This window comes from Agromyces tropicus (assembly GCF_039531345.1).
GTDB lineage: Bacteria > Actinomycetota > Actinomycetes > Actinomycetales > Microbacteriaceae > Agromyces > Agromyces tropicus.
The window spans coordinates 383,014-405,337 of record NZ_BAAAPW010000005.1; the positions used below are offsets into that span (position 1 = coordinate 383,014).

Below are 22,324 nucleotides of genomic sequence, written 5' to 3' on the forward strand. Positions count from 1 at the left end.
CTCCGACGTGTGGGATTGATTCGTTTCACTGCCACGCACGCGTCGTGGGGTGATGGGCAACTTCATGGTGGATTTCCCTCTTCCTCGAAGGCATCGATCGTAGATCGATCTACACTTTGTTGACCGTTCTACAGTGTCAAGCGCGGCGATCGGATGTCAAGGGGGTTACGCCGAGCGGCCGGTGCTGCGGCATCGCGGTCACCGGAGTACGGTCGGCCTCGATGGCGCGCGCCCGGGCTCGTCATGGCACCGGTGCCGCCCTCCTGTCGAAGGGGAAGATGAGATGGCGAAGTACCTCGTGCTGTACCGGGCCGACGTGAGTGCGGAAGAGCAGATGCAGCAGTCGCCCGAGGAGGGCCAGGCTGAGATGCAGGAGTGGATGGCCTGGGCCGGCAAGGTCGGCGGCGCACTGACCGACTTCGGCTCGCCGGTCGGCAACGGCCGCACCGTGGCCCCGTCGGGCGCGTCTGCGTCGTCGTCGGACGTCGCCGGCTACTCGATCGTCGAGGCAGCGGATGCCGATGCCGCCGTCGCGCTCATGGACGGCCACCCGCACCTGAAGACCGGCACGATCGAGGTGCTCGAGGCGCTCGAGATCCCGGGCATGTGATCCCCGGTTCGGTCATGCGTCGCCGACCGCGTCGCCCGCCTGAGCCACCCGCATCGTCTCCCCCGCCCGCGCAGCGAACGCCGTCGCCTCCGCCGCGATCGTGCGTCGCATGACCTCCACGGCCGCGGTCGGTGCGACGTCCGCCGGCCGCGCCAGGCTGATCGTGCGGTCGAGCGCGCGCTCGGCGAGACGCACCGCGCGCAGCCCGGGGCGGTCGATGAGCACGAGGGCGGGCACGATTGCGACGCCGAGCCCGCGCTCGACGAACCGCAGCACCGCGTCCATCTCGGCGCCCTCGAGCACGACCTCGGGTTCGAGCGTGGCCGCGCGGAACGCGGCATCCGTCGCCGCCCGCAGGTCGTAGGTCGAGCTGAAGACGACCTGCGGAAGGCGAGCGACCTCGGCGAGCGAGATCGTCGCGCGCGACGTGACCGGCGGGGCGGCAGCGGATGATACGACGACGAGCTCCTCGACGAGCAGCGGCGTCACGGTGAACCGGCCGGGGGCCGTGGCATCCGTCGTGGTCACGAGCGCGAGGTCGAGTTCGCCGCCGGCCAGCTGGTCGAGGAGTGCCCGCGAGCCCTGCTCCGAGAGGTGGAGCTCGATGGCCGGGTGCTCGGCGTGGAAGGTGCTCAGCACCTCGGCGACGAGGCTGATGCAGAGGGTCGGCGTCGCGCCGAGTCGCACGCGACCGCGCTCGAGGCCCGCCAGTTCGGCGAGCTCGCGTCGCACCGACTCGGCGTCGGCGAGCATGCGCCGGGCGAGCGGCAGCAGCGACTCCCCGGCGACCGTGAGCGTCGAGCCGCCGCGGGCCCGGTGGAAGAGCTCGGCGCCGAGGTCCTGCTCGAGCGCGGCGATCTGGCGGCTGAGCGACGGTTGCGCGAGGTAGAGCTCCTCGGCGGCGCGGGTGAAGTTGCCGAACCGCGCGACCTCGACGAACGACCGGAGTTGCTCGAGGTTCATATCAATAGCCTACGTGCATCGTTACGACGCTGGAGATGCATTGGACGGATGCAACCGGCCGACCTAGCGTGGTTCGCATGCCTGCATTCACCCCAGCTCCGGAACGCCAGTTCTCCACGACCGTCCTCGTCATCGGCACGGGCGGATCGGGACTGCGCGCCGCGATCGAGCTCGCCGAGGCCGGCGTCGACGTGCTCGCGCTCGGCAAGCGCGCGAAGTCCGACGCGCACACCTCGCTCGCGGCGGGCGGCATCAACGCCGCACTCGGCACCATGGACGCCGACGACAGCTGGCAGCAGCACGCCGCCGACACCCTGAAGGAGAGCTACCTCCTGGCCGACCCGCGCACGGTCGAGACCGTCACGAAGGGCGCCGCTCGCGGCATCCAGGACCTCGAGCGCTACGGCATGCCGTTCGCCCGCGAGGAGGACGGCCGCATCTCGCAGCGCTTCTTCGGGGCGCACACCTTCCGCCGCACGGCGTTCGCGGGCGACTACACGGGCCTCGAGATCCAGCGCACGCTCGTCAACCGCGCCGCGCAGCTCGGCGTGCCGATCCTCGACACCGTCTACGTCACGCGCATCCTCGTGAACGACGACGGCGCGGTCTTCGGCGCCTACGGCTTCGACCTCGAGGACGGCACGCGCTACCTCATCCACGCCGACGCCGTCATCCTCGCCGCCGGCGGCCACAACCGCATCTGGCGCCGCACCTCCTCGCGTCGCGACGAGAACACGGGCGACTCGTGGCGCCTCGCCGTCGAGGCCGGCGGTCGCGTGCGCGACCCCGAGCTCGTGCAGTTCCACCCCTCCGGCATCCTCGAGCCCGAGAACGCGGCCGGCACGCTCATCAGCGAGGCGGCGCGCGGCGAGGGCGGCATCCTCACCAACGCCCTCGGCGAGCGCTTCATGGCCAAGTACGACCCCGAGCGGATGGAGCTCTCGACGCGCGACCGCGTCGCCCTGGCCGCGTACACCGAGATCAAGGAAGGTCGCGGCACGCCGAACGGCGGTGTCTGGCTGGATGTCTCGCACCTGCCGCGCGAGACGATCATGCGGCGCCTCCCCCGCGTCTACCAGACCATGCTCGAGCTGCAGATGCGCGACATCACCAGGGAGCCGATCGAGATCGCGCCCACCGCGCACTACTCGATGGGCGGCGTCTGGGTGCGTCCCGACGACCACGGCACGGATGTCCCGGGGCTGTACGCCATCGGCGAGGCCTCCTCGGGCCTTCACGGCGCGAACCGGCTCGGCGGCAACTCGCTCATCGAGCTGCTCGTCTTCGGCCGCATCGTCGGGCAGGCCGCCGCGGCCTACTCGCGCGGGCTCGACGCGCAGCGGCGCTCGGCATCCGCGGTCGAGGCCGCCCGCACCGAGATCGACGACCTGCTGGCAGCGGATGGCGCGGAGAACGTCCGCGCGCTGCAGCGCGCCATCCGCGACACCATGACCGAGCACGCCGGCGTCGTCCGCGACGAAGCCGGCCTGCTCGCCGGCCTCGCCGAACTCGACGCGATCGAGGCCCGCATGGCCGACATCGGCGTGCACCCCGACCTCGCCGGCTACCAGGACCTCGCGCACGCCTTCGACCTGAAGTCGGCGGCGATGGCCGCGCGCGCCACCCTCGAGGCCGCGCTCGAACGACGCGAGACCCGCGGATGCCACAACCGCTCCGACTTCCCCGAGGCGGATGCCGCCCTGCAGGTCAACCTCGTCTGGTCGCCGTCGACCGGCGTGACGTGCGAGTCGATCCCGCCGATCCCGGACGAGATCGCGGCGCTCATGGAGCGCGAGGTGTCGACGGTGGGCAAGCTCGTGGAGTAGTCGCGCCCGCGGCGTGCAGTCAGAGGTGGGTCACGCCGAGCACGCGGTGTCCGATGTTGATCACCTCGCCGGAGATGGCGGCGGCACGCGGAGAAACCAGGAACGCGACGAGGTCGGCGATCTGCTCCGGACTGGACTCGCCGCCGTGGGCGAGCTGGACCTCGCTCGACGGCGTGTCCGTCACCAGGCCCGGACTCACGACGTTCACGGTGACCCCTGTGCCGGCCGCCGCATCGGCGAGGCCCTTGGCCGCGATCGTCAGCGCGGCATTGCGCACCGATCCCGTGACGTTGCCGGTGAGCAGGGCGTTCTGACCGCTGATGCCGACGATCCGGCCGAACCCGGCCTCCCGCATCGGCCCGAGCGCCGCGTTCGCGAGGCGCAGGAAGGTCATCGCCTTCCGGTCGACCCCCTCCAGCACCTGGGCGGGGTCCGAGTTCATCGACTGGTCGAGGGTCCGCGCCGACGGCGCCGCCGTCACGACGAGCGCATCCAGCCGCCCGTGGTCCTCCATGAGCCGGGCGAACCCGGCGGCGACGGAGGCGTCGTCGCCGCCGTCGATCACCAGGTCGGCGGTGTCGCGACGCGACGCCGCGATGACCTCAGCGCCCTCCTCGCGCAGGCGGGAGACGATCGCGGAGCCGATGTAGCCCGCCCCGCCGACCACGAGCACGACACGACCCTGCAACTGGAGATCCATGCCCGCGACGATACCGCTCGGCTCAGTCCCGGCCATCCGCACCGCGATCACGGGCGAAGAACGCCGTCGCGGACGGGGTGAAGGTGAGGACGGTCGCGGTCACCGTGGCGGCGACCACGACGGCGTCCCGGGCGATCACCGGGGCGAGCGATGCGAGTCCGCCCTGCTGCGAGGCGATCGTGCCCGAGCCCGGCGAATACACCTGGACCAGGGAGAGGTCGTATCCGATCATGCATACGACGGCGACCGCCGCGAGGACCGCGAGGATCACGCGGGCGCGACGGCTGCCGCCGCGGAGGCGGAAGAGCTGCCTCGCCTCGAGGACCGTCACCACCGCGAGCGGAATGCCGATCGGCACCGCGTAGATCAGGATGTCCCACGCCGGCCCGCCGATGAACGCCGCGAGCACGGTGCCGAGCGCGAGATTCGCGACGACCTGGGCCTGGAAGACCAGCTGGGGCCACCAGAGCCAGAAGGCGACGGTGACGGCGCGAGGACGGACCGGGCCGGCATCCGTTCGCGTGGCGGCCGGCGGGGCATCTGCGTTCGACATGGTTCGGTTCCCTGCTCTCGACGCGGGTGGGTGTGGTGCGCGACGCCGCGCGATCAGATCGCCAGGCGGCTCATCGGCGGTGGCGGCGTCGACGTGTCATCGGGAGCGGCGTGGCGCGCGCGAACGCGCCCGATGCCGATGATGGCGATCCCGAGCAGCACGAACGCGACGAGGATGCCGCCGATGTAGGCGAACGCCGACCCGTAGCCGGCCGTGTGCGGGTCGAGGAACCCGTACGGGTACCACCAGGGCGCGCTGCCGTCGGGAGCGACGACGCGTTCCCCGCGGATCATCGTGTACGTCGTCCAGACGAGCGGATAGCCGATGATCACGAGCAGCGACGACCACGGCAGTGCGCGGCGCCGGTCGGCGAACAGCAAGTCGAGCACGAAGTAGACCGGCAGGGCGACGTGGAGCGTCTCGGTGGCCCACGAGTCCAGGAACGCGACCCAGCCCGGGTCGGTGGCGGCGATCGCGGGCGGATCGCCGCGGAGCAGCACGTTGAACACGATGCCGAGCAGGATCACCGGTCCGGTGACCGCGGCGATGGCCATCGCGATGCCGACGGGTTCGGGCGACGTTCCCGGATGCCGCCGCATCCATCGCGCGGCCGTGACCAGCACGAACACGCTGAGGATCGACGACACGATCGTGAACATGCTGAAGTAGTTCGCCAGTACGTCGCTGCGATCCTGGCCCTCGCGCATCGCGCGATCGATGTTGACGAGCAGCCCGGCGACGACGCCGGACGCCGCGATCATCGCGGCGGCGACCCTGAACCTGAACCAACGCATGAGACCCCCCAGTTTCGATGCGAATCACTTCGGGCTGAGGTCGTTGTACTGGATCGCGGCGCCCGTCCGTCCGAAGTCTGGCGCTGATATTGAGGAAATCTCGATGGAATGAGCTGATCGCTGTCGAATAGCTCCAAAGGCAGCGGTCATGGCGGTCGCTCAGGTCAGGAGCGCGTCCGGCTGAGCCGATCTGAGAGAGTGTCCACGTGCCCGAGCCGACCTCGTTCCCCCCGCCCGAAGCGCCGCCCGCTCCACCCCCGCCGCCGGTGTCGCCCGCATGGGGATCGGTCGCCCCGCCGGATCCTGCGCAGGCCCGGACCGCGCCCGGTCTGCCGACGACGCCGGCTTCCGCCTCCCGGGAGCCGATCGGTGCTCCGGTGGCGCCATCGCCGTCGCCGTCGCCGTCGCGGACGAACGGACTCGGGATCGCATCGCTCGTGCTCGGCGGCGTCGCGCTCCTGCTCGCCGTGATCCCGATCCTGAACATGCTCGGAGTCCTGGTCGGGCTCGTCGGCATCGTGCTCGGCGTCGTCGCCCTGCTCCGGCGCGGCAGGGCGAAGGTCACCGCGATCATCGGCGTGCCGCTCTCCGTCGTGGCGCTCGCCCTGTCGGTGCTCCTGGTCGCCACGTACGCGGCTCCCTTCACGGGCTGGGTCGAGGCCATCCGGGACGCCGGCGGCTCCACGTACATCGTCGGGCCCGAGCCGCTCGTCTTCGAACCCGACTCCTCGGTGCCGGCCGACGGCGGGCTCGGGCTGAGCCCCGAGGACCCGGCCCCGCTCGGGTCCACCGTGCAGTACGACACCGACCCGCGCGACTCGATGCACCAGGGCTGGGAGGTGAGCCTCGGAACTCCGAACCTCGACGCGACCGCCGAGGTCGAGGCCGCCTACCCGTTCTCGGACCTCGAGCCCGGCGAGCAGTACGCGTCCGTGCCGGTCACGTTCACCAACCTGGGCTCGCTGCGCGCGACGCCGGCCGTGCAGATGACGTTCGAGTACGTCACGCCGGGCTTGCAGGTGGTGGAGAAGCCGTGGATCAACATGCCGGACACGATCGAGGCGATCGGGGGGCTCGAGCCGGGCGAATCGGGCACCGGCAACGTGATCATCCCGATCCCGAGCACGGACGCCGACCACGGCCTGTGGAGCGTGCGCTTCTACCTGAACTCGCAGCCGGTGTACTTCGGCACCCCCTCGGCGGGCTGACGCCGCGGCCTAGGACGAGCGGACCGCCCGCTCGATGAGCGCCCGAACCTCGGGAACGAGCTCGTGGACCGGCCCCTCGATCGGCAGGCCGGGCGCGACCACGCCGATCGGCAGCACGCTGACCGCCGCCGGCGATGCGCCGAGGTCGCGCCGCCACCCCGCGATCAGCTCCGCCGAGGCCGCGTACACGATCCGGCCGAGGCCGACCCAGGCGTGCGCCGCCGAGCACATCGGGCAGTGCTCCCCCGACGTGTACACCGTGGCCGTCGCGCGCTCGTCGGCGGTCAGGTTGGTCGCCGCCCACCGGGCGATCTCGAACTCCGGATGCCGCGTGGCATCCCCCGTCGCCTCCTCCCGGTTGCGGTCCGCGAACCGCTCGACGCCGGCGGCGTCGACGAGCACCGACCCGAACGGACCGTCGCCGGCGTCGAGCGCCTCCCGCGCGAGGTCGACCGAGCGGCGGAGATGGATGAGATCGGTGCCAGAGATCGCCATGATCCCAGCATGGCCCACCGGCGCACCCCCCGTTCGGGTCCATGTTCAGGGATTTGAACGCGCGACGACTTCCCCGCCCTTCCGGCCCTCCCTAGCGTCGAACGGACGGCCGTCCCGGCATGGGCCTGCCGGACGGACCCAGAGAGCGGAACCACCCATGAAACGAAGCCTGACGCGCGCCGGCACGACCGCCGCCGCCGCCATCCTCACCGCCGCCGCGGTGTTCGGCAGCGCCCTGGTGGCGCACGCCGACAACATCCAGGACACCATCTCGACCACCGCCGCAGCCCCGCTGGAGTTGCAGGCCGGGAGTTCGACGTCGAAGAGCGCAGGCATCTTCGTCGTGCACACCGGCGGGGATGGTGACGACGGTTGCAACATCGACGCCAACGAGACCCTCTGGCTCGACGTGATCACTCCCGCAGGCATCACGGCGTCGCCCAACCCGCTTAAGATCACGTCGTGTGGAACGGCATTTCCAGTAGCGTTCACCGCGAGCAGCACCGCCGTGAGCGGCACCGTGACGGTCGACCTCAACGCGGCAACGAACACCGGCGGCGACTACAAGCGACAGGTGGCGATCCCGATCACGGTGACCGCGCCGACCAACACCAAGCCGACCGTCTCGGTGCAGGGCGTCTCGGCCGGGACCTACGAGGCCGGCGCGGTCCCGACGGCGACGTGCGCCGTGACCGACCTCGAGGACGGCCCGAGCTCGTTCCCTGCGGCCCTCTCGGACACCCTGGTGCACAACGTCGGCACGCAGACTGCCACCTGCAACCACACCGACAGCGGCGGACTCGCTGCCGACACGGCATCGGTGGAGTACACCGTCGTCGACACGATCGCGCCGACCATCGGCCACCTGCTCTCCCCCGCCGCGCCGAACGGCAACGCGAACTGGTACACCACCCCGGTGAGCGTGACGTTCACGTGCGCCGACGGCGGGTCCGGCATCCAGTCGTGCGGGCCGGACACCACGGTGTTCGAGACCGCGGGCACGTCGGTGACGGGCACTGCGGTCGACTGGGCGGGCAACACCACGACCGACACGGTCCCCGCCCTCAAGGTCGACCTGACGAAGCCGACGGTCGGGTTCGCAGGCTCGTTCGGCTCGTCGTACTACTTCGGCGCGGTGCCGGCCGTCCCGGCGTGCGACGCCTCCGACGCCACGTCGGGTCTCGCCTCGTGCGACGTCACCGGGTACAGCACGGCCGTCGGGCCGCACACCCTCACCGCGACGGCGAAGGACGTCGCGGGCAACGTGGCGGTGGCGACCCTCTCGTACACGGTCCTGAACTGGACGCTCGCAGGCTTCACGGCCCCGGTCGACATGGGTCGCACCTGGAACACGGTGAAGGGCGGCAGCACGGTCCCGCTGAAGTTCGAGGTGTTCGCCGGCGACACGGAGCTCACCGACGTCTCGGTGGTCGACCGCTTCACCGCGACGCCCACGATGTGCCCCGGCGCCGACGCCCTGACGGATGCCATCGAGTTCACCACCACCGGCGGCACCTCGCTGCGGTACGACACGACGGGCGGCCAGTTCATCCAGAACTGGGCGACCCCGAAGAAGCCCGGCGCCTGCTACACGGTCACGATGACCACCGATGACGGCTCGACCATCACGGCGGGCTTCATGCTCAAGTAGGCCGCACCACTCCTCCCCCGAGACCGAGGGGCCCCGGACATCATTCCGGGGCCTTTCGCGTCGTCACTCCTCGAGGAGCCGGAATGCGCTGGCCCGGTCGGTCACGGACAGCTTCCGCAGGACGGATGACACGTGCACCCGCACCGTCGTCGGCGACAGGTACAGCCGGGCCGCGACGTCGTCGGTACTGCCCCCGCGCCGCAGCAGGTCCATGACCTCCCACTCGCGGGTGCTCAGCTTGGATGCCGCGGCGGAGCCCCGCCCGAACCGGCGCCGCGCCGGCCCGCGGAACTCGTCGAGGATCCGCGCCACGAGCGCCGGCGGCATCGCCGCCTCGCCGGCCAGGACGCCGCGGAGCGTGTCGGCGAGCGACGGCGGCGCGGCATCCTTCAGCAGGTAGCCGGCCGCCCCGGCCCGCAGGGAGTCGAACAGGTCGTCGTCGTCCCGCGACTGGGTGAGCATGACGATCGCGGTCGTCGGCACGGCGCGGCTGATCGCCTCGGCGGCGCGGATGCCGTTGCCGGGCATGTGGATGTCGAGCAGCGCCACGTCGGGCCGGTGCTCGGTCACGAGCTCGAGGGCCTCGTCGGCGGTGGCGCCTTCGCCGACCACGCGGCATCCGCCCGACTCGAGCCCCCGGCGCACGACGGATCGCATCGCCGCGTGGTCGTCGGCGAGCACGACGCTGATCTCCTCGGCTACCACGTCACCGTCACCGTGCTTCCCCCGCCCGGCGCGGACTCGATCCGGATCGACCCGGGCAGGCCCTTCGCCCGGTCGCGCATGCTCACGAGGCCGTACCCGCCCGACGCCGCACCCGCGTCGACCTCGAACCCCGTGCCGTCGTCCGCGATCGTGAGCCGCCGTTCGCCGTCGGTCGCGACGAGGCGCACCCGGACGAGTCGAGCGCCGCCGTGCCGCACCGCGTTGACGACTGCCTCGCGCATGATGCGCACGAGCGCGTGCCGCTGGTCGCCGTCGACCGCGATCGAGTCGTCGACGTCGACCTCGAGGCGCACGTCGTAGCGAGCCGTGAGCTCACGTGCGGCACGGTGCAGCACGTAGCCGAGCGGCTCGTCGTCGACGCTGCCGAGTGCGTTCACGGCGGATCTCGCCTCGTGGAGCGCGCGCACCGCGGCATCCGTGATCTGCTGCTTCGACGCGGTCTCGTCGGGCAGCATCGCCGACTCGACGCGGATGTACGCGAGCTCCTGCATCACGCCGTCGTGCAGTTCGCGCGCGAGCCGGCGGCGGTCCTCGACGACCGCGACCTGCGTCTGCGCGATCCAGTAGAGGCGCAGCTCGCGCAGCGCGCCGACCAGCAGCAGGACGTAGCTCGCGGTGCGCAGCACGTCGCCCGTGTACAGCCAGTCGGTGTAGAGCGACGGGTACAGCAGGTAGTTCAGGCGCGCGAATCCGGCGAGCGTCGCGGCCGGCGCGAGCCAGCGGAGGAGTTCGTCGTTCCGGCGGGTCACCTGCCGCGCCACGAGGATCGAGGCGACGAGGAACGAGCATGCGGCGATCGCCTGCCCGACGAGCAGCAGCGGGTGCCCGGCGAGGACGGGCGCCACCGCCGAGTGCGCGGAGAAGTCCTCGCCCAGCGCGACCGGCAGCACTCCCGACGCGGCCCACCCTGCCGCGGCGACGACGACGATCAGGAGCACCGGCGCGGCGAGCGACCAGTGACGGAGACGCCGCGGGCCGATCCGGTCGCCGGCGAGTGCGGCGGCGAGCACCAGGACCGCCCCGATGACGCGCACGGTCAGAGGCACCCAGACGTTCAGGCGTCCGTCGCGGATGCCGGCGACATCCTCGACCAGGTACGTGACGATGAGTCCGGCGATGCCGAGCAGCACGAGGGCCTCGCAGAGCAGCCAGTCCTGCAACCGGCGGCGCCGCACGAAGCGGTTGTAGAGGAGGTACGCCACGAGCAGCGCGACGAAGCCGTCGATCGAGTCGAGCACGAGGTGCAGCGACCGGTTCGGGAACCCGAACGCGACGTACGGGCTCCAGAGCAGCGTCGCCGTGATCAGGATGCAGAACGCCCAGGTCGCGATCATCACCCACGACCAGGCGCGCGGATGCCACGGAGCCGGCGCCCTCGGCGACGACCCGGCGGACTCCGCCGGGCGCGACGCGACCGGACGCGAAGCCGTCGTCCCGACGTCGTCACCCACGAACACAACCCCCGGTGCGCTCAGCGCGGCCGCCACGCCGCTCAGTGGGGCGAGTCTACTGGCGCGGGTCTCCGCTGCGGCGTCCGCGATCCGGCCGTGTCGGGCCGTCTCGCTAGTCTGACCGGATGGCCCTCTTCGATCACCTCGGCATCAGCGTCGAGGACCTCCCGCGTTCCATCGCCCAGTTCGACCCCGTCATGACCGCCCTCGGCTGCACGCGGCTCGACGCCGACAGCGGGGTGTCCTGGTACAAGGGCCACGAAGAACTGGTTCTCCTGCCGGCCCGCGAGCCCGGCACGGGCCCGCACCGGCACGGCCGGGTCGGCTGGCAGCACCTCGCGTTCGCCGTCGACTCGCGCGACGAGGTCGACCGCCTGCACGCGATCGCGATGGAGGCAGGGTGGACGGCCGTCCGCGACCCGAAGCACTACCCCCGCTTCAACGACCGCTACTACGCGTCGTTCGTCGAGGAGGACAACGGCATCCGCATCGAGTTCATGTTCAACCCGCCGAAGGAACCGGTCGCGGACTGACCCGACCCCGCGCGAGGATCGCGCGCGCGGTCGCCTGAGGCCGTGACGCACTCGCGGCGATCGGCCGAGCGGGTCTCAGGTCCGCACGCTCAAGGACAGCAGCGCCGAGCGCATCTGCTCGGCGTCGGCGCCCGCGCCGACCTCGCGCACCGCGGCACGCCATGCCGCGGCGAGCATCGCTCCGAGCGCGTCGGAGCGCGGCACGAACTGCTCGGCGATGACCTCGGCGAGCGCATCCGGCCCGGACTCCACGGGCGGTGGTGCGTCGAGCAGGTGGATGACGTCATCGCGGACCACGAAGTCGAAGCCGACGGCGAGCGCACGGATCAGGTCGTCGACCTCGGCCGAACCGGCGAGGGCTCCTTCGACACGATCGAGGAGCCGGCGCTCGACGTCGGCGCGGACGAACGCATAGAGCCCCAACTTGCTGCCGAAGTGGTGGTAGAGGGCGCCCGTCGTGACACCGGCGTCGGCGGCGAGCTCGACGACCGGCACTTCGGCGAACGGTCGCGCGCCGAACGCGCGGACTGCGGCGAGCGCGAGGCGGCCCTTCGGCGAGGTCGAGATCGGCATCCACTGGCGCACGCCAGCATTATTGCATTATGCTCTGCGTAATCACGTTACGCTCACGGGGGAAGGCGAGCATCGTGCGATTCGAGATCCTGTACATCCCGACCACCGACCTGGCGGCGTCGCTCGCGTTCTACCGCGACGAGCTGGGCTGGAGCGAACTCTGGCGCGAGGGTGCCACGACCGCGGCCGTGGTCGATCCGGATGGCGGCATCCAGGTCATGCTCGACCAGGATCCCGAGGCGAGGACCGGGCCGATGTTCGTCGTCGACAGCGTGCTCGCGTACGACGCGGAACGCCCGGCGACGCTCGAGGTCCTCTCCGCACCTGCGGCGATCCCCGGCGGCTACCTGGCCGAGTATCGCGAGCCGGGCGGTTCGGTGTTCTACGTCATCGACCAGTCCACCGACGCCGCCACCGACACCGACACCGACACCGACACCGACCAGCTCGAGTAGGTCGGCGGTCCGGCCCCGACCTTCCCCGGGCGCCGGCGCGGCGGGATACGCAACCCGACGTGGCGTGATCCGCCACCGCTCGCGGGAGTAGCATGATCCCGTGCCACGCGTGGCGTGGCGCAGCCCCGCGCTCGCTCGACGTCCGGACGTTCCAACGCCTCCCACCGAGCGACACACATGTCCGCGGCGGTACGTCGCCCGGACCCGCGAGCCGTCCCGTCCGGGACGGGTGAACGGACTCGAATCCGGGTCGATCAGGCCGTGGACGACGGTGTCGTCGACCCGGCATCCGCTGGCGCATGGCGCGCCACGCGGTCATGCGGGAACGGTCTGGGGGGACGGATCATGCGTGAGTCGGAGGGACGACGGCCGGCCGTCGCGGCACGGAGCACGGGGATGGTCGCGGCGACCGCGGCGACCCTGCTGTGGTGCTCGGGATGCACGATCGGGGATGGTGCGGCGGTCACGTCGCCGGAGACGGACGCCGCAGCGTCGGCGAGCGCGGGTGCGACAGGGGACCCCGAACTGGTCGAATCGCTGGGACGCACGTTCGGCGACGACGTCGACCGGGCGGCCGCCGTGCTGGTCGACGGCGACTCCGTCCGATCCGCCTTCGTGCACGCCGACGACACCACGATGTTCGAGTTCGGGTCGATCAGCAAGCTGCTGCTCGGCCTGCTCATGGCCGACTCGATCGAGCGCGGCGAGGTGGCTCCCGACGACCCGGTCGGCGCCCATCTCGACCTCGGTTCGTCGGATGCCGCGGCGACGACGCTCGAGCAGCTCGCGACGCACCATTCAGGCCTGCCGCCCACTCCGACCGAGTCCGACGACGCCGACCCCTACCCGGATGCGCCGGGTGCCCTGGTGGACTTCGTGACGGGGCTCGAGGTGCCGTCCGCACCCGAACCGGACTACGGCAACGTCGGCCCCGCATTGCTGGGCGCCGCACTCTCGGCCGCGTCGGGCGAGACGTACCCCGAGCTCCTTCGCGAGCGGGTGCTCGAGCCGGCAGGCATGGATGACTCGGTGGTGGTCGCGACGCGCGCGGACGTGCCGTCGACGCTGGAGCCCGGCTACACGCTCGCCGGAATCCCCGTCGACCCGTGGACGTACGGCGACTACGCGCCGACAGGTGGAGTCGCCGGGTCCGCCGCGGATCTCACCGCCCTGGCGCGCGCCATCATCGACGGCCGGTTCTCCGACAGCGCCGCCCTCGACCCCCACCTGCGCCTGGACTCGGACAGCTCGCTGGGCTACCTGTGGGTCATCGAAGAGCGACCGGCCCGAACCCTGGCCTGGCATGACGCGCGGACCGGTGGCTACTCGTCGGCGCTGCTCATCGACCGGGAGGCGGGCACCGCCGCCATCGTGCTGTGGAACGCACCCGGCGACTCCGAGGAGGTCGCCCGACGGATCCTCCTGCTGGCGGACTAGGCGGTTCCCACCGAGCGGACCGAATCGGCCCGCGGTGCCGCGACCGGGAACCGGTGCTCCATCCACGCGAACAGCGCCTCCTGACGGGCGAGGTCGAAGGTCGGCTCGGCCGCCAGGGTGACGCGCCCGAGCTCGACGTAGCAGCCGTGGAGACCGGGGTGCCGATCGCCGAGCAGCAGGTCGATCGCGTGGCGCGCGGTCGCGCGGGGCGTCGACGCCTTGGGGAGGATCGCCATGGCGGGCATGACGTGCTCCCAACCCCAGAACGCGAAGTCCGGGAGGGTGCGCGTCAGTCCCGTGCCCGGCACGAGCCCGGGGTCGTACGTGTTGAGGCGGTGCCCGGCCGCCGCAGCGCGACGCGCCCAGGCGTGCGAGAGCGTGACGAGCGCGAGCTTGCTGTCGGAGTAGGCGCGACCTCCGGCCTGTCGTGTCGCACCGGCCTCGGAACGGTCGACCTGCGCGAGCTCGGCGGGCGGTGCGGGGCGCGGCGACGGCAGCAGTCCGAACGACTGCAGGCGGCCGCGGTGGGTGCTCGAGCCCATGAGCACGAGGTGCGATCCGGGCGCGAGCAGTGGAAGCATCCCTCGGACGAGCACGTGCTGGGCCACCACGTTCACGGCGAACGTCTGCTCCACGCCCTGCACGCTCGTGCCGCGCCGGTCGCCGAACTGCGCGCCGGCGTTGAGCATGACCGCCTCCGGCGCGGACACCTCCCCTCGTTCGACCAGTCCGCGGAGCTCGTCGAGTGCGGCGTCCACGGTGCGCAGGTCGGCGAGGTCGAGGCGGATGGCGCGGGCGTCGACGCCGGCGGCGTGCGCTCGACCGACCGCGCCCTCGAGGGCGAACGGATCCCGTCCGAGCAGGATCAGGTTCGGGTGCGCGGGATGCTCGAGTAGTCGATCGAGCATCGCGGACCCGATCCCCCGGGTGGGGCCGGTCAGCACGACCGTGGACGATTTGATGTCATGAACTGTCATGAGTGCATCATGACTGATGTCAGATCCTGACACAAGGGTTGGCTACGATATGCGCATGCCCCGTTGGCCCGCCGACTCGCGCGAACGTCTCGCGACCGCCGCACTCGACCTGTTCACCGAGCACGGCTACGGCGCCGTCACGATCGACCAGATCGCCGACCGTGCGGGCGTGACGGCGCGCACCTTCTTCCGGCAGTTCCAGGACAAGGAGGAGGTGCTCTTCGCGGACGACGACCTGCTCCTCCCGGCGCTCCTCGAGACCATCGCCGAGCCGAGCGGGCCGGTCGATGCCGGCACGCTCATGGAGCGGGCACTCGTCGCGCTGGCCGAGCGGATGCAGCCGGCCCACGACCTGCTCCGCCGACGCCAGGCGATCATCGACACCGATGTCGCGCTCTCCGGTCGCGAACTGGCCAAGCAGGCCCGCTGGGAGGCGGCCATCTCGTCCGCCCTCACGGCGCGGGGATTCCGCGCCGACGACGCGAGCCTGCTCGCGGCGATCGGCTTCGCGGTCTTCCGACGCCAACTCCACGCCTGGATCGCCGACGCCTCGGCCGACCCCACCCCCCTCGACGAGCGGATCCGGGCCGCGCTGCCGTCACTGCGCACCATCCTCGACGCGACGACCGCGAGGTGACCGGGCGGTGCCCGGGCTCAACCGAGCCCGATCCTGTGAACGGACCCGCACCCTCTTGTGTCACAAGATGACATCAGCGTAGCGTCGGGTCATGACACGAACTGACATCATTCGCTCGGTCAGCGGGGCGGACCCGTGATCGTCGTCTCGCTCACGCTCAACATCATCGTGCTCGTCCCCGTCCTGACCGCCCTCCAGCTCGGCGGTCGCCGGGTCGACGGCGTATTCGGCGAGCGGAGTCCCGCGCGCGAGATCCTGCGCAGCGTCTACGCGGCGATCCTCCTGGCAAGCGCCACGCTCCTGATCGCCGTACTGCTCGACGTCGAGCCCCGGCTGGTCGAGGGCGCGGTGCTCGGCCTCCTGGCGATCCAGGTCGTCTACAAGGTCGGGACCGCCGTCACGGTGCGGCACGCGTTCCGGAACCCGGTCGTGCTGAGCAACCTCGGAATCGCCGCGGTGCACGGCGCGACCATCGTCACGGTGCTCGTGGGCGCGTGACGGCCCACCCTCACGCCATCCGGCGACGGGCGCGTGGCACGGTCGCGGCCACGACCCCGCACCCGGTGACGACCACGCCGATCACCGCGAGCCACAGCGCCGTGTCCTGGGGGATGTCGAGGTACACGGTGATCCCGAGGATCCGCGAGAGCCCCCACGGCAGCAGCGCCATCTGGTCGTTCCAGGTGGTGAGCGCCGCCTCGAGCCCGATGGCGGCGACGAGCCCGGCGATGACGGCGATCGCCGCGCCCGACGCCGCGACGACCGCGCCGATCGCGCGTCGGACACCGAGCGAACCGGCGACCGACCATGCTGCGGCCACCAGCACCCAGCCGAACAGCGCGAACGAGACGACGACGTACGCGCTCCGCTGCACCTCGTCGGTCCAGAACCCGAACCAGTAGCCGCCGGGGCCGGATGGCACGAGCACCGCCGCGAGCAGCGCGACGCGGAGCAGGGCCGCACCGCCGACCGCAGCGACGACCGCCGGCCACGGCGCGCGCAGCGCGCGCACGATCACGACGAGCACGACCGCGAACACGAGCCAGGCGCCGAGCGTCGCGACCAGGTGGGCGGGTGCGGCGAACCAGGTGAGGATGCCGCGGCTGACGGCGAGCGCCACCGCCGGCACCGCGACGAGCGCGACCCGTTGGCCCGGCCCGAGGTCGCGCGCGACCTCCGACGCACGCCACGGTCGGGTCCCCGCCACCCACATCGCGCGCGCGACGGATGCCAGCGGCAGCCGCCGCACGCGCTCGGCGCGTGCCGCGATCCCGTAGCCGATCCATCCCGCGACCAGCACGAGCAGGGCGAGGGCCGACCAGCCCATCGCGGGGTCGCGTTCCGCGCGCTCGGCGCCGAGCCGGGCCGCTTCGAGGTTGAACGCCGGATGGTACGGGTCGCCGCCGTACTCGGCCTCGTGCTCGGCGGCCGACGCCCGGAACGCGGTGCGCGCCACCTCCCAGTCGGCGCGGGCCTGCGCCGACACGGTGTCGTGCCACTCGGCGTTGCGGAGGACCATCATCCGGTAGTCGGCGAGCATGCCGAGCGTGTCCGCCTCGTAGTCGAGTGCGTCGAGGAACTCCTCGCGCATCGACGGGTCGTGCCAGGTCGCGGCATCCGTCGCGGCGATCGAGTCGCGCATCCGCTCGACGGCCTCGAGCGCGCGTTCGCCGCCGCCGATCGCCTCGTCGAGCCGCTCGCGCGAGATCGCGTAGATCACGTCGAGCGAGGCGCTGTCGCCGGTGGGGATGTCCCATTCGAAGATCCACATCATGGGCGGCGGTTCGAGCCCGATTGCGAACACCCTCCGGTCGGCGAACGGACCGATGTAGAGCCCGTCGGTGATCGCCTCGCGCGAGTCGGCCATCGCCTCGCCGATCGCCTGCACGGTCGCGGGGTCGTCCGAGAACCAGCGGCGCGCCCAGTCGGCGGTGATCGTCGCCGGGTCGAGCGAGGGGTCGCGCGCGAGCCGCACGGCGAGCTCGGTGTTCAGCTCGGCGAGCTGCCAGAAGCCGGCCTTCAGCTCGAGTGAGAGCGGACCGGCGCGCCACGGCCCGCCGTCCTGCGTCCACGTCCAGATGCCCTCGATGTTCGGGTTCGCGGCGAGGAGCCGTTCGAACACCTGCGCGTAGAGCGGCCCGAGGTCGTTCGGGAACGCGCCGAAGTTCTCGAACTCGCGGCGCGACTGGAACTCGATGATGCGGCGCTGGTCGCCGACCTCGAGCGTGTCGTTGATCGGCAGGTGGCTGTAGAAGTCGCCGAGCGAGTACTTCGTCGAGACGATGAGGCGATCCGAGTCGATGCCGTCGAGCACCGCGTGGTACGAGTCGGCGTTGGTGTGCATGTCGCCGACCGCGCCGACGCCGACGCTCCAGGTGCGGAAGATGAGCTCGCGATCGGCGCGTTCGGCCTGCGCGAGCAGCGTCTCGAGCATCGTGCGCACCGCGTCGACGGTCGTCACCGCGAGCGTGCTGCGGTAGTCCCACTCGGGCAGGTCGTAGACCTGGCCGGCCTCGCCGATGCGGATGAGCACGCCGTCGACGTACGGCATCTCGCGGTAGAGCTCGTCGAGCCCGGCCGCGTACACCTCCCAGAACTCGGGGTCGTCGGTCGCGAACCCCCCGAACCGGTCCTGCAGGTACTGCTCGAGCGGCGTCGTGACGACGAGCATGTCGGTGCGGAGGTACACGTCCAGTCCTGCGGCGTGGGCCGACGCCCACATCGACCCGAACGCGTTCCGCATGGCGATGGCACGGGCGACGTGCTCGTCGTCGGGCGCGTAGACCTCGGTCCCGTCGCCGACATCCGAGAAGGTCAGGTACTCGAGCAGGCCCGGTACGGTGATCGCGGTGTACCCCTCGGCGAGCAGGTGATCGACGTAGGCGTCGAACTCGGTCCGCGCCTCGGCGAGCGCGACCTCGTCGATGTAGGGCGCGTCGGCGATGATCACGTCCTCGAAGGCGCGGGAGTTGTGGGAGTAGTCAGTGCCCGCCGAGTGGGCCGCCTCGTCGACGGCGACGCCGACCGCGCCGAGGTCGGCCATCCGGAAGCCGAGGCGCGAGGTCACCGTCTCCCCCGCGCGCTCGTCGACCGGCCGGCCGTCCCGCACCGCGGAGGCGAGGTCGTAGACCCCACGGATGGCGCCCGCCTCGGTGCGCCCGATGACGGTGAGGGCGGCACGCGTGCCCTCGAGGCGGTAGGTCTCGTCGCCGTCCGCGCCGGCCGTCGTGTCGGCGTCCGGTGCATCGCCGACCGAGGCCTCGACCCGGACCGACAGCGTCGCCCTCCCCTCGGTGCGGGGCGCATCCGCGACCGCGTCGTCGAGCTCCTCGAGCGCCGCGAGCATGCGCGCACCGTCGGGCACGTCGGCTCTCGCGAACTCCGGCGGCGCCGCGAACTCGACCGGCTCGGCGACCGCGGCGGTCTCGACGGGCACGTCCGCGGGCTCCGAGCGGATGCCGAGGGCGTCGGTCAGGGCGACGGCGATCCCGGCGCCCAGCGCGAGCAGGATCAGTGCGGCGATCCCGACGCGCAGGATCCGGCCGGGGTGCGTCATCACGCTCGGGAGCGTAACACCACTGGGACGATCGTCCCACTTGTCGGAGTCGGAGCGTGCGCCGGCGCACGAGCCCCCGGCGGCCCCATGCGCCGCAGCGTGGAGACGCGTGTCCCAATCGTGATCATGACGGCGTCGACGGATCGCTACAGTGACTCGCGACCCGACCGTGGAGGACTGTCCGGATCACGGACCCCTCGACGCCCCTACCCGAGGAAGCCACACCAATGACGACGACCCCTCCGCCGCCGCCGGATGCCGCCCTGCAGGCGGCCTCGGACACCCCCTCGGCACCGGCCGTGCCGTCGGCCCCGCCGGCACCTCCCGCACCGGGCGGGCAGCCCGCGGCAGTGGCGATGCAGAAACTCACCAAGCTCGCGTCGGCGACCCAGGTGCTCCTGATCGTCTGCGGCGCCCTCTCCGCAGTCATCATCGCCACGGAGGCGTTCGGCATCGGCGCCATCACGGCCTACCTCAGTGGAGACGACGCGGCCATCGACTCGATCTGGGCCTACGACCAGGTGTCGGCCGTAGTGAACGGCCTCTCTGGAATCGCCATCATCGTGACCGGCGTGCTCTGGGCGATCTGGCAGTACCGGGCCGCCAAGCAGGTCACCGGGCGCACACGACGCTCGCCCGGCCGACACGCTTCATCATGGTTCATCCCGGTCGTCAACCTCTGGTTCCCATACCAGAACATCTCCGACCTCTGGCGAGCGGTCGGCCTTTCGCGGCCGTCGTGGCAGATGGCGTGGTGGGGGCTCTGGCTGGGCAGCAACGTCGTCGTGTCGTTCTCGAACCGCGTCTACATCTCCGCCGAGACCCTCGAGCACTTCCGCTCGAGCATGTGGGGCAGCCTCCTCGGCGAGGCCCTCCTCCTGGCAGCCGCGCCGCTGGCGTGGATGGTCGTCCGCGGCATCACACGAGGCATCCTGCAGCGCCCGGAGCAGATGGTCGCACCGCGCGCGACGGACGCCGCAGCTCCTCCCGCATGACGGGCTCCGGCGACGACGCCTCGGGCCGACCCGAATCACCCCGCGCGCAGGTCGTGGGTCGATTCATGGCCCTGCCGACGTGGGCGAGAGTCGCGAGCGTCGCAGCCAGCGTGCTCATCGTGCTCGGCGCGGTCTCGATCCCGGTGGCGGCCGTCGCCCTCGACGATCGGAACCGGCAGCTGGCCCTCGAGGCCGAAGCGGCGGCCAAGCAGGCCGCGGCAGACGCCGAGTCCCTCGCCCGGGCGGCAGCGGATGCGGCTCGACTCAACGCCGATTACGCCGGACTCACTGCCGCACTCGCCGACGCCGTGCATCCGGACGTGGCGGCGGCGTTCGACGCCGCTCGCGTCGACCTGTCGTTCGCCACGGCCGACGGCGAGGTCGACGAGATCGCGTCGGCCATGGACGCCGTCGCCGACGCCCTCGGCGAGCTCGTCGCGAGCGCGAAGGACCGGGCCGAGAAGCTGATCGCCGCGAGTCCGCTCGCCGGCGATTCCCGGGATGCGCTCGCGGATGCCGTCGCGCGCCTCGCGGCCGCCGACGACGTCGTCGAGGCGCTCACCCGTGTGAAGGGTGCCTCCGACACCGTCATCGCCGCGCAGAAGGCCGGGAAGGCCGCGGCCGAAGTCGCGGCGAAGGCTGAGGCGGAAGCCGAGACGGAGACGGATGACTGGAGCGGCGGCGACGGAGGTGCCGGCGACGGGTCGGACGGCGACACGCCCTCCGGCGGCGGCTCGACCCAGGACCTGTATCCCCCGGGCATCATCGGGATGCTGCCCGCCCCGCGCGGCGAGTGCGGCGACGATGCGAACGGTCAGGTCGTTCCGTTCGAAATGAGCTGGGAGGCGCGCGAGGGCAACACGGTCGACATCCTGTACGCCTACACCGACGCCAACGTCCAGGCGACAGGCGGGTTCACGCTGCTCGCCTCCGGACGGGGAGCGGTCGGCACGGTCAGCGTTCCGATGCGGTGCGGGTTCGAGAACGGGCCGAGACCGTACGTCACCGTCAAGGCTGTGGCGTACAACTCGCTCGGCTCGGCGGCCGCGTACTACTGGGGGCTCTGATCCCGACCGCCTCCCGGAATGCCGCGCCGCCCCAGACGTTGGACCCCTGTATGAAGCGCATCGGTTTCCTCTCGTTCGGCCACTGGTCGAACTCCCCCGGCTCGCAGACGCGATCGGCGTCGGACGTGCTGCTGCAGTCGATCGACCTGGCGGTCGCGGCGGAAGAGGTGGGGGCCGACGGCGCGTACTTCCGCGTGCACCACTACGCGAACCAGCTCGCGAGCCCGTTCCCCCTGCTCGCGGCGGCGGGTGCGAAGACGAGTCGCATCGAGCTCGGCACGGGCGTGATCGACATGCGCTACGAGAACCCGCTCTACATGGCCGAGGATGCCGCCGCCGCCGACCTCATCGCGGGCGGTCGCCTGCAGCTCGGCGTCTCGCGCGGATCACCCGAGCAGGTCATCGACGGGTACCGCTACTTCGGTTACGAGGCGCCCGAGGGCTCGACGATGGCCGACGTCGCCCGCAACAACACCGGGGTGTTCCTCAAGGTCATCGACGGCGCACGGTTCGCCGAGCCCAATCCGCGGCCCATGTTCGCGAACCCGCACCCGGGGCCGCTCGGCATCCAGCCGCAGTCGCCCGGCCTGCGCGACCGCATCTGGTGGGGCGCCGGCTCCGACTCGACCGCCGTGTGGGCGGCCGAGCAGGGCATGAACCTCATGAGCTCGACCCTCAAGGAGGACGAGTCGGGCGAGCCCTTCCACGTACAGCAGCGCAAGCAGATCGAGGCGTACCGCGCCGCCTGGGCCGAGGCCGGCCACGAGCGCGAGCCGCGGGTCTCGGTGAGCCGCTCGATCTTCGCGATCGTCAACGACATGGACCGCGCCTACTTCGGCGGCGGCCAGCGCGACGAGTCCGACCAGTTCGGCGTGATCGACGACTTCCGCGCCGTCTTCGGTCGCAGCTACGCCGCCGAGCCCGATGCGCTCATCGAGCAGCTGCGCGACGACGAGGCCATCGCCGCCGCCGACACCCTGCTGCTCACCGTGCCGAACCAGCTCGGCGTCGACTACAACGCGCACGTGCTCGAGTCGCTCCTGACGCACGTCGCGCCGGCGCTCGGGTGGCGCTGAGCCGCGGCTGAGGCGGACGGCGCGACCGGGCGGCGAACGAA

The 22,324-nt window shown here is 71.7% G+C and carries 22 protein-coding genes; 12 read left to right on the forward strand and 10 right to left on the reverse strand.

What is annotated here, in order from left to right; translation table 11 throughout:
* The first annotated feature begins 283 nt into the window (after positions 1-283).
* Positions 284-610, forward strand: a complete 327-nt coding sequence (locus ABD230_RS16055; RefSeq protein ID WP_344376792.1) for a YciI family protein — start codon at positions 284-286, stop codon at positions 608-610.
* Between the two features lie 12 nt (positions 611-622).
* Here ABD230_RS16055 and ABD230_RS16060 read toward each other — a convergent pair whose 3' ends face one another.
* Entirely contained in the window at positions 623-1,573 is a 951-nt protein-coding gene (locus tag ABD230_RS16060) for a LysR family transcriptional regulator (RefSeq protein ID WP_344376793.1), read from the reverse strand.
* Between the two features lie 77 nt (positions 1,574-1,650).
* Between ABD230_RS16060 and ABD230_RS16065 the strand changes: the two genes are divergently transcribed.
* Positions 1,651-3,399 carry an L-aspartate oxidase gene (locus ABD230_RS16065; protein ID WP_344376795.1) on the forward strand — a complete coding sequence of 583 codons (1,749 nt, stop codon included), beginning with the start codon at positions 1,651-1,653 and terminating at the stop codon, positions 3,397-3,399.
* Positions 3,400-3,418: 19 nt separating this feature from the next.
* Here ABD230_RS16065 and ABD230_RS16070 read toward each other — a convergent pair whose 3' ends face one another.
* Genes ABD230_RS16070 through ABD230_RS16080 form a run of 3 tightly spaced genes read right to left on the reverse strand, consistent with a single transcriptional unit; the run spans position 3,419 to position 5,446 of the window.
* A complete protein-coding gene (locus tag ABD230_RS16070; RefSeq protein WP_344376798.1) occupies positions 3,419-4,099 on the reverse strand; it encodes an SDR family oxidoreductase in 681 nt (226 codons plus the stop codon).
* Positions 4,100-4,121: 22 nt separating this feature from the next.
* Positions 4,122-4,652, reverse strand: a complete 531-nt coding sequence (locus ABD230_RS16075; RefSeq protein WP_344376800.1) for a hypothetical protein — start codon at positions 4,650-4,652, stop codon at positions 4,122-4,124.
* Between the two features lie 53 nt (positions 4,653-4,705).
* Complete coding sequence (locus tag ABD230_RS16080; RefSeq protein WP_344376802.1) at positions 4,706-5,446, reverse strand: Pr6Pr family membrane protein; 741 nt, start codon at positions 5,444-5,446, stop codon at positions 4,706-4,708.
* Positions 5,447-5,823: 377 nt separating this feature from the next.
* Between ABD230_RS16080 and ABD230_RS16085 the strand changes: the two genes are divergently transcribed.
* On the forward strand, positions 5,824-6,654 hold the full coding sequence (locus ABD230_RS16085; RefSeq protein ID WP_344376804.1) for a hypothetical protein: 831 nt from the start codon (positions 5,824-5,826) through the stop codon (positions 6,652-6,654).
* 9 nt (positions 6,655-6,663) lie between these two features.
* On the opposite strand, the gene ABD230_RS16090 is transcribed toward ABD230_RS16085, so the two are convergent.
* Positions 6,664-7,149, reverse strand: a complete 486-nt coding sequence (locus ABD230_RS16090; RefSeq protein ID WP_344376806.1) for a nucleoside deaminase — start codon at positions 7,147-7,149, stop codon at positions 6,664-6,666.
* 157 nt (positions 7,150-7,306) lie between these two features.
* Between ABD230_RS16090 and ABD230_RS16095 the strand changes: the two genes are divergently transcribed.
* Positions 7,307-8,800 (forward strand): PxKF domain-containing protein, encoded by a 1,494-nt coding sequence (locus ABD230_RS16095; protein WP_344376809.1) that lies wholly within the window; start codon positions 7,307-7,309, stop codon positions 8,798-8,800.
* 63 nt (positions 8,801-8,863) lie between these two features.
* Here the strand turns inward: ABD230_RS16095 and ABD230_RS16100 are convergent, their stop codons facing one another.
* Together ABD230_RS16100 and ABD230_RS16105 are read right to left on the reverse strand one after the other, a co-directional pair.
* On the reverse strand, positions 8,864-9,505 hold the full coding sequence (locus ABD230_RS16100) for a response regulator (protein WP_344376813.1): 642 nt from the start codon (positions 9,503-9,505) through the stop codon (positions 8,864-8,866).
* Positions 9,499-10,977 (reverse strand): sensor histidine kinase, encoded by a 1,479-nt coding sequence (locus ABD230_RS16105; RefSeq protein WP_344376818.1) that lies wholly within the window; start codon positions 10,975-10,977, stop codon positions 9,499-9,501. Before ABD230_RS16105 ends, ABD230_RS16100 begins: the two co-directional genes overlap by 7 nt.
* Before the next feature lie 125 nt (positions 10,978-11,102).
* Between ABD230_RS16105 and ABD230_RS16110 the strand changes: the two genes are divergently transcribed.
* A complete protein-coding gene (locus ABD230_RS16110) occupies positions 11,103-11,510 on the forward strand; it encodes a VOC family protein (protein ID WP_344376822.1) in 408 nt (135 codons plus the stop codon).
* A gap of 75 nt (positions 11,511-11,585) precedes the next feature.
* On the opposite strand, the gene ABD230_RS16115 is transcribed toward ABD230_RS16110, so the two are convergent.
* A complete protein-coding gene (locus ABD230_RS16115; RefSeq protein ID WP_344376828.1) occupies positions 11,586-12,095 on the reverse strand; it encodes a TetR/AcrR family transcriptional regulator in 510 nt (169 codons plus the stop codon).
* Positions 12,096-12,157: 62 nt separating this feature from the next.
* On the opposite strand from ABD230_RS16115, the gene ABD230_RS16120 reads away from it, so the two are divergent.
* The gene (locus ABD230_RS16120; protein ID WP_344376831.1) at positions 12,158-12,538 is read left to right on the forward strand and encodes a VOC family protein; all 381 of its coding nucleotides are present in this window, start codon (positions 12,158-12,160) and stop codon (positions 12,536-12,538) included.
* A 396-nt stretch (positions 12,539-12,934) separates the two neighbouring features.
* Positions 12,935-13,975, forward strand: coding sequence for a serine hydrolase domain-containing protein (locus ABD230_RS16125; RefSeq protein ID WP_344376834.1), 1,041 nt, complete (start codon positions 12,935-12,937; stop codon positions 13,973-13,975).
* On the opposite strand, the gene ABD230_RS16130 is transcribed toward ABD230_RS16125, so the two are convergent.
* Complete coding sequence (locus ABD230_RS16130) at positions 13,972-14,952, reverse strand: SDR family NAD(P)-dependent oxidoreductase (protein WP_344376837.1); 981 nt, start codon at positions 14,950-14,952, stop codon at positions 13,972-13,974. The genes ABD230_RS16125 and ABD230_RS16130 overlap by 4 nt on opposite strands.
* A 55-nt stretch (positions 14,953-15,007) precedes the next feature.
* On the opposite strand from ABD230_RS16130, the gene ABD230_RS16135 reads away from it, so the two are divergent.
* A complete protein-coding gene (locus ABD230_RS16135) occupies positions 15,008-15,589 on the forward strand; it encodes a TetR/AcrR family transcriptional regulator (protein ID WP_344376843.1) in 582 nt (193 codons plus the stop codon).
* A 135-nt stretch (positions 15,590-15,724) separates the two neighbouring features.
* Positions 15,725-16,087 carry a hypothetical protein gene (locus ABD230_RS16140; protein WP_344376849.1) on the forward strand — a complete coding sequence of 121 codons (363 nt, stop codon included), beginning with the start codon at positions 15,725-15,727 and terminating at the stop codon, positions 16,085-16,087.
* A gap of 10 nt (positions 16,088-16,097) precedes the next feature.
* Here ABD230_RS16140 and ABD230_RS16145 read toward each other — a convergent pair whose 3' ends face one another.
* Positions 16,098-19,145: a hypothetical protein gene (locus ABD230_RS16145; protein WP_344376912.1), complete on the reverse strand. Its 3,048-nt coding sequence runs from the start codon at positions 19,143-19,145 to the stop codon at positions 16,098-16,100.
* A 227-nt stretch (positions 19,146-19,372) separates the two neighbouring features.
* Here ABD230_RS16145 and ABD230_RS16150 point away from each other — a divergent pair, with 227 nt between their 5' ends.
* From ABD230_RS16150 to ABD230_RS16160, 3 genes are all read left to right on the forward strand, one after another.
* Positions 19,373-20,140 (forward strand): DUF4328 domain-containing protein, encoded by a 768-nt coding sequence (locus ABD230_RS16150; RefSeq protein WP_344376852.1) that lies wholly within the window; start codon positions 19,373-19,375, stop codon positions 20,138-20,140.
* 65 nt (positions 20,141-20,205) lie between these two features.
* Positions 20,206-21,207: a hypothetical protein gene (locus tag ABD230_RS16155; protein WP_344376854.1), complete on the forward strand. Its 1,002-nt coding sequence runs from the start codon at positions 20,206-20,208 to the stop codon at positions 21,205-21,207.
* A 50-nt stretch (positions 21,208-21,257) separates the two neighbouring features.
* Positions 21,258-22,283, forward strand: coding sequence for an LLM class flavin-dependent oxidoreductase (locus ABD230_RS16160; protein WP_344376857.1), 1,026 nt, complete (start codon positions 21,258-21,260; stop codon positions 22,281-22,283).
* Positions 22,284-22,324: the final 41 nt, after the last annotated feature.